10 protein-coding genes are annotated in these 9,137 nt (G+C 73.4%); 3 read left to right on the top strand and 7 right to left on the bottom strand.

Annotated elements, in window-relative coordinates:
• Positions 1 to 118: 118 nt before the first annotated feature.
• Positions 119 to 880 carry a class I SAM-dependent methyltransferase gene (locus tag J7E86_RS28570; RefSeq protein ID WP_215085713.1) on the bottom strand — a complete coding sequence of 254 codons (762 nt, stop codon included), beginning with the start codon at positions 878 to 880 and terminating at the stop codon, positions 119 to 121.
• Between the two features lie 76 nt (positions 881 to 956).
• Between J7E86_RS28570 and J7E86_RS28575 the strand changes: the two genes are divergently transcribed.
• Entirely contained in the window at positions 957 to 1,649 is a 693-nt protein-coding gene (locus J7E86_RS28575) for a response regulator transcription factor (protein WP_215085714.1), read from the top strand.
• 70 nt (positions 1,650 to 1,719) lie between these two features.
• Here the strand turns inward: J7E86_RS28575 and thpD are convergent, their stop codons facing one another.
• The 4 genes from thpD to ectA form a co-directional block, all read right to left on the bottom strand.
• A complete protein-coding gene (thpD, locus tag J7E86_RS28580) occupies positions 1,720 to 2,613 on the bottom strand; it encodes an ectoine hydroxylase (protein WP_215085715.1) in 894 nt (297 codons plus the stop codon).
• Between the two features lie 3 nt (positions 2,614 to 2,616).
• Entirely contained in the window at positions 2,617 to 3,015 is a 399-nt protein-coding gene (locus tag J7E86_RS28585; protein ID WP_215085716.1) for an ectoine synthase, read from the bottom strand.
• A 39-nt stretch (positions 3,016 to 3,054) separates the two neighbouring features.
• Entirely contained in the window at positions 3,055 to 4,323 is a 1,269-nt protein-coding gene (ectB, locus tag J7E86_RS28590) for a diaminobutyrate--2-oxoglutarate transaminase (RefSeq protein ID WP_215085717.1), read from the bottom strand.
• Between the two features lie 65 nt (positions 4,324 to 4,388).
• Entirely contained in the window at positions 4,389 to 4,937 is a 549-nt protein-coding gene (gene ectA / locus J7E86_RS28595; protein ID WP_215085718.1) for a diaminobutyrate acetyltransferase, read from the bottom strand.
• A gap of 375 nt (positions 4,938 to 5,312) precedes the next feature.
• Here ectA and J7E86_RS28600 point away from each other — a divergent pair, with 375 nt between their 5' ends.
• Entirely contained in the window at positions 5,313 to 6,413 is a 1,101-nt protein-coding gene (locus tag J7E86_RS28600) for an amidohydrolase family protein (RefSeq protein ID WP_215085719.1), read from the top strand.
• A gap of 258 nt (positions 6,414 to 6,671) precedes the next feature.
• Complete coding sequence (locus J7E86_RS28605) at positions 6,672 to 7,589, top strand: SCO1860 family LAETG-anchored protein (protein ID WP_251019820.1); 918 nt, start codon at positions 6,672 to 6,674, stop codon at positions 7,587 to 7,589.
• A gap of 280 nt (positions 7,590 to 7,869) precedes the next feature.
• Here J7E86_RS28605 and cobC read toward each other — a convergent pair whose 3' ends face one another.
• Both cobC and J7E86_RS28615 read right to left on the bottom strand, forming a co-directional pair.
• The gene (gene cobC, locus J7E86_RS28610) at positions 7,870 to 8,922 is read right to left on the bottom strand and encodes an Rv2231c family pyridoxal phosphate-dependent protein CobC (RefSeq protein ID WP_215085721.1); all 1,053 of its coding nucleotides are present in this window, start codon (positions 8,920 to 8,922) and stop codon (positions 7,870 to 7,872) included.
• Positions 8,923 to 8,988: 66 nt separating this feature from the next.
• Positions 8,989 to 9,135 carry a cobalamin biosynthesis protein gene (locus J7E86_RS28615; RefSeq protein ID WP_308312762.1) on the bottom strand — a complete coding sequence of 49 codons (147 nt, stop codon included), beginning with the start codon at positions 9,133 to 9,135 and terminating at the stop codon, positions 8,989 to 8,991.
• Positions 9,136 to 9,137: the final 2 nt, after the last annotated feature.

Below are 9,137 nucleotides of genomic sequence, written 5' to 3' on the forward strand. Positions count from 1 at the left end.
CCTCCTGGGCATCGCCGAGCGCGCCCGGCTGCTGCGCGGCGCCAGCGACGCGGGGGAGCGGGACGGAGTGTGGCGGCTGGCGGTGCGCCTGCCGCTCGGCGGGCGCTGACCCCGCCGGTCAGGCGGGCTTGCGCGCCTCGATCAGACAGCGGGTGGTGGTGGCGGTGAACGGACCCTCCGCCTCGATCCGGTCGTGCAGCTCCCGCAGCCGGTCGCGGTGACGGCCGACGGTGAAGCCGGGGACCATCCAGATCACCTTCCGCAGGAAGTAGATCACCGCGCCGATGTCGAGGAACTCGGTGCGCAGGGACTCCGAGCGCAGGTCGACGACCTCGAAACCGGCGGCCTCCGCGTCCCGCCGCGCGTCGTCGGGGTGACGGGCGCGCCGCACGTCCTCGGGCTGCGGCCCCAGGAAGTACTCGACCAGCTCGAAGACGCTCGCCGGGCCCACGTGCTGGGCGAGGTACGTGCCGCCGGGCCGCAGCACACGGGCGATCTCCTCCCACCACACCGTCACCGGGTGGCGGCTGGTCACCAGGTCGAACGCCTCGTCGGCGAACGGCAGCGGCGGCTCGTCCGCGTCCGCGACGACGACGGCGCCGAGCGGGTGCAGCAGCTTCGTCGCCTTGGCGACGTTGGGCGGCCAGGACTCGGTGGCGACCATCAGCGGAGGCAGCTTCGCGGCCCCGGCGAGCACCTCGCCGCCGCCCGTCTGGACGTCCAGCGCGGCCGACGCGCGGGACAGGCGGTCGCTCATCGTGCGCTGGTAGCCCCACGACGGGCGCTGCTCGGTGGCCCGGCCGTCCAGCCAGGAGAAGTCCCAGCCCTCGACCGACACCGACTCCGCCTCGGCCACCAGATGATCGAACGTGCGTGACATACCGCGATCATCCCCGCAAAGCGGAAGGCAAGCCACCGAATTCCCCGGGTGTCGGCGCCTCTCTAAGCTGATCGCCATGCCCGACGAGATACCCGGCGGCGGCCCCGCGCGCCCCATCCGAGTCGTCCTCGCCGACGACGAGCACCTGGTCCGCACCGCCCTGCGCGCCATCCTCGGCGCCGAGCCGGATCTGGAGGTCGTCGGCGAGGCCAGGACCGGCGCTGAGGCGGTGTCCGTGATCCGCCAGACGCGCCCCGACATCGTCCTGATGGACGTCAGGATGCCCGAGATCGACGGCATCCGCGCCACGGAGCAGGTGCTGGCCACCATGGACGACCCGCCGCGCGTCGTCGTCGTGACCACCTTCGAGAACGACAGCTACGTGTACGACGCGCTGCGCGCCGGGGCCAGCGGCTTCCTGCTCAAGCGGGCGGGTGCCGACGAACTCGTCCAGGCGGTGCGGCTGGTGGCGCGCAGCGACTCGCTTCTCTTCCCCGCCGCCGTCCGCGCGCTGGCCGCCGAGCACGCCGGCGCCCGCGACGCCCGGAACGCGGCGAGCGAGCTGCGGGCGCGGCTGTCGGAGCGGGAGGCGGAGGTGCTGAGCCTGATGGCGGCCGGGCTGTCGAACGCCGAGATCGCGCGGGAGCTGACGCTGGGCGCGGCGACGGTCAAGACGCACGTGGCGGGCGCGCTCGCCAAACTGGGCGTCCGCAACCGCACGCAGGCGGTCATCGCCGCGTACGAGAGCGGGTTCGTCTCACCTCGGTGAGCGCCGCACGGGACGTACGGGCGGGGGCGGCCCCATGACGGGGCCGCCCCCGGAACCCGGCCGGGCCGCGTCACCCCACCGGCGTGAAGTCCCGCGCCCCTATGAACTCCGGGCGTCGGACCGGTGCCGCGAAGGGTTCCACCGCCGTGTTCTCCACGCTGTTGAAGACGAGGAAGACGTTGCTGCGTGGGAACGGCGTGATGTTGTCGCCGGATCCGTGCATGCAGTTGCAGTCGAACCAGGTCGCCGAGCCCGCCGGGCCCGTGAACAGCTTGATCCCGTGCTCCGCGGCGAAGCCCGTCAGGGCCTCGTCGGAGGGCGTGCCCGCGTCCTGCATGCGCAGCGACCGCTTGTAGTTGTCGCGCGGCGTCTCCCCCGCGCAGCCCAGGAACGTCCGGTGCGAGCCGGGCATGATCATCAGCCCGCCGTTGGTGTCGTGGTTCTCGGTCAGCGCGATCGAGACCGACACCGTGCGCATCCGCGGCAGCCCGTCCTCGGCGTGCCAGGTCTCGAAGTCCGAGTGCCAGTAGAAACCGGAGGCGCCGAAGCCCGGCTTGACGTTGATCCGGGACTGATGGACGTAGACGTCCGAGCCGAGGATCTGCCGGGCCCGGCCCACCACCCGCGGGTCGCGCGCCAGGCCGGCGAAGACCTCGCTGATTCTGTGCACCTCGAACACCGAGCGCACGGCGTCCGACGCCGGCTCGACGATGGAGCGCTCGTCGGCCCGTACCGCCGGATCGGCGACCAGCCGGTCCAGTTCGGCGCGGTAGAGCGCCACCTCGTCCGGCGTGATGATCTGGTCGACCGTCAGGAAGCCGTCGCGGTCGTAGTCCCGCAACCGCGCCGCGTCGACGGGCCCCGGGGCGCCCGGCTCGGACCACACCACCGGATCCCGGCGGGGGACCGCCACCTCGGTGGCGCCGCGCGTGGGGTAGAGGTCGCTGACCGTGGCCGTCGTCATCGCTCAGACCTCCTCCGTCAGCAGCGGGTAGACGCCGTTCTCGTCGTGGTCCTCGCGGCCGGTGACCGGCGGGTTGAAGACGCAGACGCAGCGGAAGTCGGTCTTCGGGCGCAGGGTGTGCCGCTCGTGGCCGTCGAGGAGGTACATGGTGCCCGGCGCGATCCAGTGCTTCTCGCCGGTCTCGTCGTCGGTGAGCTCGGCCTCGCCCTCCACGCACAGCACGGCCTCGATGTGGTTGGCGTACCACATGGACGTCTCGGTGCCCGCGTAGAGGACGGTCTCGTGCAGCGAGAAGCCGACGCGCTCCTTGGCGAGCACGATGCGCTTGCTCTCCCAGGTGCCCGACTTGGCCTTGACGTGCCGGTCGGTGCCTTCGATGTCCTTGAGGGAACGGACGAGCATGGTTTTCCTGCCTTTCTGTGGGGGGTGAGGTCGGGGTTCTCAGGCGGTCTCGCGGACCGCGCGGGCCAGGATCCGCAGGCCCTCGTCCAGCTCGTCGGGGGAGATGGTCAGCGCGGGCAGCAGCTTGACGACCTCGCTCTCCGGGCCGGAGGTCTCGATCAGCAGGCCGAGTTCGAAGGCCCGCGCGGCGACGGCCGTGGCGCGCGCCTTGTCGGTGAACTCCAGGCCCCAGACCAGGCCCCGGCCGCGGTACCGCGCGGCCGGTCCGGTGAGCTCGGCGCAGATGGCGCGCAGCGCCTGCTCGACCTGCTCGCCGCGGACGAGGGTCTGCTTCTCCATCTGGCCGTCGGCCCAGTACGCGTCCAGGGCCGCGGCGGCGGTGACGAAGGAGGGGTTGTTGCCGCGGAAGGTGCCGTTGTGCTCGCCCGGCTCCCAGACGTCCAGCTCCGGCTTGAAGAGGGTCAGCGACATCGGCATGCCGTAGCCGCCGATGGACTTCGACAGGGTCACGATGTCGGGCGTGATGCCCGCCTCCTCGAAGGAGAAGAACCCGCCGGTGCGGCCGCAGCCCATCTGGATGTCGTCGACGATCAGCAGCATGTCGCGGCGCTCGCACAGGTCGGCGAGGGCGCGCAGCCACTCCGGGCGGGCGACGTTGATGCCGCCCTCGCCCTGCACCGTCTCGACGATGACGGCGGCCGGCTGGTTCAGGCCCGAGCCCTGGTCCTCCAGCAGCCGCTCGAACCACAGGAAGTCCGGCACCTGGCCGTCGAAGTAGTTGTCGAACGGCATCGGGGTGCCGTGCACCAGCGGGATGCCCGCGCCGGCCCGCTTGAAGGCGTTGCCGGTGACGGCGAGCGAGCCCAGCGACATGCCGTGGAAGGCGTTGGTGAAGGAGACGATCGCCTCGCGGCCCTTGACCTTGCGGGCCAGCTTGAGCGCGGCCTCCACGGCGTTGGTGCCCGTCGGGCCGGGAAACATGACCTTGTACGGCAGGTCGCGCGGGCGCAGCACCAGGTCCTGGAAGGACTCCAGGAACGCGCGCTTGGCGGTCGTGCCCATGTCCAGGCCGTGGGTGACGCCGTCGCGTTCGAGGTAATCGAGCAGGGCGCGTTTGAGCACCGGGTTGTTGTGGCCGTAGTTGAGCGCGCCGGCGCCGGCGAAGAAGTCGAGGTAGGTGTGGCCGTCCTCGTCGTACATGCGGCTGCCCTGCGCGCGGTCGAAGACGGCGGGCCAGCTGCGGCAGTAGCTGCGCACCTCCGACTCCAGGGTCTCGAAGACGCTCAGGGCGGGCGGGGTGATGGTCACGACAGGCTCCAGGGAAGTCGGTGGTGGGGGCGGGCTCGCGGGCCCGTTCGGCGGGCCGGGCCGGGTCAGAGCGGGAGGGGTCCGATGCGGTGGAGCACCTCGGGCTCGTGCCCGCCGTCGGGGAACAGCCCGCCGTCGAAGAGGACCCGCCGCTCCACGGGGGCCGCGTGGCGCTCGGCGAAGGAGGCGAACAGCCGGTTCGAGGCGGTGTTGTCCGGCGTGACGGTGGTCTCGATCCCCTGGACGCCCAGCTCCCGGGCGGTGCGGGCGACCAGTCCGTCCAGCAGCGCGGCGGCCAGGCCCCGGCCGCGCCAGGCGTGGTCGACGGCCACCTGCCAGATCACGAGGGTGCCGGGGCGCTCGGGGCGTACGTAGCCGGTGATGAAACCGGCCGGCTCGCCGTCGGGGCGGCGGGCCACGGCGGAGGTGGCGGCGAAGTCGCGGCACCACAGCAGGTAGCTGTACGAGGAGTTGAGGTCCAGGGCCCCGGAGTCGCGGGCGATGCGCCAGATCGCGGCTCCGTCCTCGACGCCGGGGGTGTCGAGTGTCAGTCCCTCCGGCAATTCCGAGAATTCTCTGTGGGCACGTGCAAGGTCTGCTTGTGCGGCGGTCATGAGGAGTGAATTTACCGAGCTGAATCGAAAAATGCATGGCGGCGTCGGCTTTCCACGGGCGAGGCTGTTGTGTTATCGCGCGGGGGTGTGCGGGCCCGCGAGATGCGGGCGAGATGCGGTGATTTGTCCGGTGTTTTCCGGGCAAAGCGGGCGGATTTTGTGGAGTGCGTCACAGGGGAGAGGCTGGGTTGCGACCGCAATAAAATCTCTGCGTTTAGGGTCGAATAATGGGGGCAAGAGAATGCCGGGAAGTCAGCTGCGAAATAAATAGGGAGCAATGCGGGGGTTAATTCGCCGGGCCGATCGGCCGGGCTCGCCCCGATCTCGGTACGGGGCCCTTGGCGCGGCGCGGTAACGGGCTCGTACAGTGCCGTCATGAGCGACAGTGATGTGCTGCACATCAAGGGGCGGGTGCTCGTCGGCGCGGACCCGGAGGACGGGGTGCGCGACGAGCTGTGGGCCGTCGGCGGGAGGATCACCTTCGAGCGGCCGGCGGGGGCGCGCGACGTCACCACCATCGAGGGCTGGGCGCTGCCCGGCCTGGTGGACGCGCACTGCCACGTGGGCCTGGACGCGCACGGCCCGGTCGACGAGTCGACCAGTGAGAAACAGGCGCTGACCGACCGCGACGCGGGCGCGCTGCTGCTGCGCGACGCCGGATCCCCCTCGGACACCCGGTGGATCGACGACCGCGAGGACCTGCCCCGCATCATCCGCGCGGGCCGCCACATCGCCCGTACGCGCCGGTACATCCGCAACTACGCGCACGAGATCGAGCCCGAGGACCTGGTGGCCTACGTGGCCCGCGAGGCCCGGCGCGGGGACGGCTGGGTCAAGCTCGTCGGGGACTGGCTCGACCGGGAGACGGGTGATCTGTCGGCGTGCTGGCCGCGCGGCGAGGTCGAGGCCGCGATCGCCGAGGCGCACCGGCTGGGGGCGCGGGTCACCGCGCACTGCTTCGCGGAGGAGTCGCTCGCGCCGCTGGTGGAGGCGGGCATCGACTGCATCGAGCACGCGACGGGGCTGACCGAGGAGACGATCCCGCTCTTCGCCGAGCGCGGGGTCGCGATCGTGCCGACCCTGGTCAACATCGCGACGTTCCCGCGGCTGGCGGACGGCGGCGAGAAGAAGTTCCCGCGCTGGTCCGCCCATATGCGCCGGCTGCACGAGCGGCGCTACGAGACGGTGCGCGCCGCCTACGACGCCGGCATACCGGTCTTCGTCGGCACCGACGCGGGCGGCTCGCTCGCCCACGGCCTGGTCGGCCAGGAGGTCGCGGAGCTCGTCAAGGCCGGCGTCCCGCCGACGGCCGCCCTGACGGCGGCGGCCTGGGGCGCCCGCGAGTGGCTGGGCCGCCCGGGGCTGGAGGAGGGTGCCCCGGCCGACCTGGTCGTCTACGCCACGGATCCCCGCGCGGACGTCCGGGTGCTCGGCACGCCGCGACGGGTGGTGCTGCGGGGTCGGGTGGTGAGCTGACCCCCGGCCGGCCGCCGAAACGGGGGTGACCCGGGTGGCGGGGAGGGACCCTCGCGCCGGCCGAATCGAATGCGGCTGCGAAACCTACCCGTTCGGATGAACTGGCGTCAGGGTGCCGCCCGTTCACCCTCCCGAGGTCAAATATGGCGGGGTCCCGCCGTCGGCGCGTGCGATGTCCCCCATGGGCCGCGCCGACGGCTCCACGCCTGCTGTGAAGGTTTCCCACACGTGTCCAGCACCACCATCGCCTCCTTCGGCATGCCCGCACGCCGCTTCGCGGCCGTCGCCGCCACGCTCTCCCTCGCGGTCCCGGCCGCTGCGGCCGCCGCCACCGGCCCCGCGCATGCCACCGGCGGCACCACCGGAGGCAGGTCCGGCGCCGTCGTCCTGCGCACCGGACTCGACGTCGCGCTGCTCGACAAGAGCGTCCACGTACCGCTCACCACCTCCCTCAACGAGGTGCACGCACCCGCCGAGGCCGCCCGGACCACGCTCACCGTCACCCTCGACGGCGTCGAGCAGGGCAGACCCGTCGACGTCCTGCGCGCCGACACCGCCACCGCCCGCGCCACCGCCGACCGCCGGAGGTCCGAGGGATACGCCAACCTCGTCCACGCCAAGATCCGCATCCCCGGGCTGCCACTGCTCCCGCTCATCGAGGTCCAGCAGGTCACCTCCCGGGCCGTGTGCGAGGCCGGCGGCAAGCCGGCCGCCACCGCGAACCTCCTCGGAGCGGTCTCCGTGCTCGGCAAGAAGGTCACGCTCACCACGGGCGGTACGACCAAGGTCGAGGTGCCCGGCGTGGGCGAGGTGCGGCTCGACCTGTCGAGGACCACCACCACGTCGCGTACGGCCGCGGCCGCCGCCCTCGGCCTCACCGTCTCCGTCAACCCCCTGAAGCTCAACGTCGCCGAGGTCCGGGGCCGGGTCACCCTCGCCGAGGCCACCTGCGAGACGCCCGAGGCCGCGCCGGCCACGCCCGGCGCGAAGAACACCGGCCTCAAGCCGCAGACCGCGGCCCATGCCTCGGCCGCGCCCGCCGGGAAGAACCTCGCCGAGACCGGCGGCAGTTCCCTCACGCCCTACCTCGCGGGCGCGGCCGCCCTCCTCGTGGCGGCGGGCGGCGGCGCGCTCGCCGTCACGCGTCGCCGAGCGGCGGCTCGCGGGCAGGACTGACGGCCGGGCGGGTGCTCCCGGGAAGCGGTCCGTGACCGGTCCGGTCCCGGACCGCCTCGCGCGGCCGCCCGCCGGTGGGTCCGATCCGAGCGGAACGAACTGCCCTCGCGGCAGGGCCGACCGTCCGGTCAGCGCCTCGGCCGGTGCTTCCGCGAAGCGGTCCGTCGTCCCCGCCCCGGACCCCGGCGCGGCCGCCCGTCGGCAGGCCGACCGCGGCAGAAGTCCCGGCAGGACCGCACGCCGACCGCACGCGCCCCGCCCGCACCGCCCGCCCGCTGGGCTACGCCCCCGCCAGCGCCTCCGTCAGTGCCTCCGCGAAGCGGTCCGTCGTCGTGCGATCCCGGACCGCCAGGCGGAGGTAGTCCGGGCCCAGGCCCGGAAACGTGTCACCGCGCCGGACCGCGAACCCCAGCCCCCGCAGCCGGGACCGTACCGCCGCCGCGTCCGGCAGCCGGACCAGCAGGAACGGGCCGGCCGCCGGACCGTACACGCGCACGTCCTCGAACCGCGCCAGCGCCGCCGTCAGATGAGCCCGGTCGGCGGCCAGGTGGTGCGCCGCGTGCGCGGCCTCGGCCAGTGCCGGGGGAGCGCTGCACACCTCCGCCGCCGCCAGCGCCGGGGACGACACCGGCCACAGCGGCTGCGCCCGCTCCAGCCGGGCTATGGTGCCCGGCGAGGCCAGTACGTAGCCGATGCGCAGCCCCGCCAGCCCCCAGGTCTTGGTGAGGCTGCGCAGCACGACCAGCCCCGGCAGGTCCGTACGGGACGTCAGGGACTCGCGCTCGCCCGGCACCGCGTCCATGAACGCCTCGTCCACCACCAGCGTCCGCCCCGGGCGGGCCAGCTGCGCCAGCGCCTGCGCGGGATGCAGGACAGAGGTGGGGTTGGTGGGATTGCCGACCACCACCAGGTCCGCGTCGCCCGGCACCGCCCGCGGATCGAGGCGGAAACCGTCCTCCGGATCCAGCAGCACCCGCTCCACCGTGTGCCCGGCGTCCCGCAGCGCGGCCTCCGGCTCCGTGAACTGCGGGTGCACCACGACCGGCCGCCGCACCTTCAGCGCCCGGGCCAGCAGGACGAACGCCTCCGCCGCCCCCGCCGTCAGCAGCACCCGCTCCTCCGGCAGGCCGTGCCGCTCGGCCACCGCCCGCCGCGCCGCCCGCCCGTCCGGGTAGGCGGCCAGCCCGTCCAGCGACGCGGCTATGTGCTCGCGCAGCCACAGCGGGGGCGTACCGGCGCGCACGTTGACCGCGAGGTCGGTCAGTTCCGCGCCGCCGCCCCGCACTTCGGCGTCACCGTGGTGCCGCAGGTCGGGTTCACTGGGTGTGTGCATGGCCGCGGGCCACCTTCTCTTCTCCTGGACTCGGTGCGGACCGGGCGCGGGCCCGGTCCCCCGACGTTACTGACGGCCCGCCGGCCCCGAGCACGCGGGGCCGCGCGCGACGGCGCACGTCACCCGCGCCGACTTCCGTTTCGTCACCACCAGGGCACCGCCCGGCCCGGCGGCCAGCAGCGCCGCCGCCTCGGCCACCCCGGGCGCCCCCACCG

This window comes from Streptomyces sp. ISL-11 (assembly GCF_018614525.1).
Classification (GTDB): Bacteria; Actinomycetota; Actinomycetes; order Streptomycetales; family Streptomycetaceae; genus Streptomyces.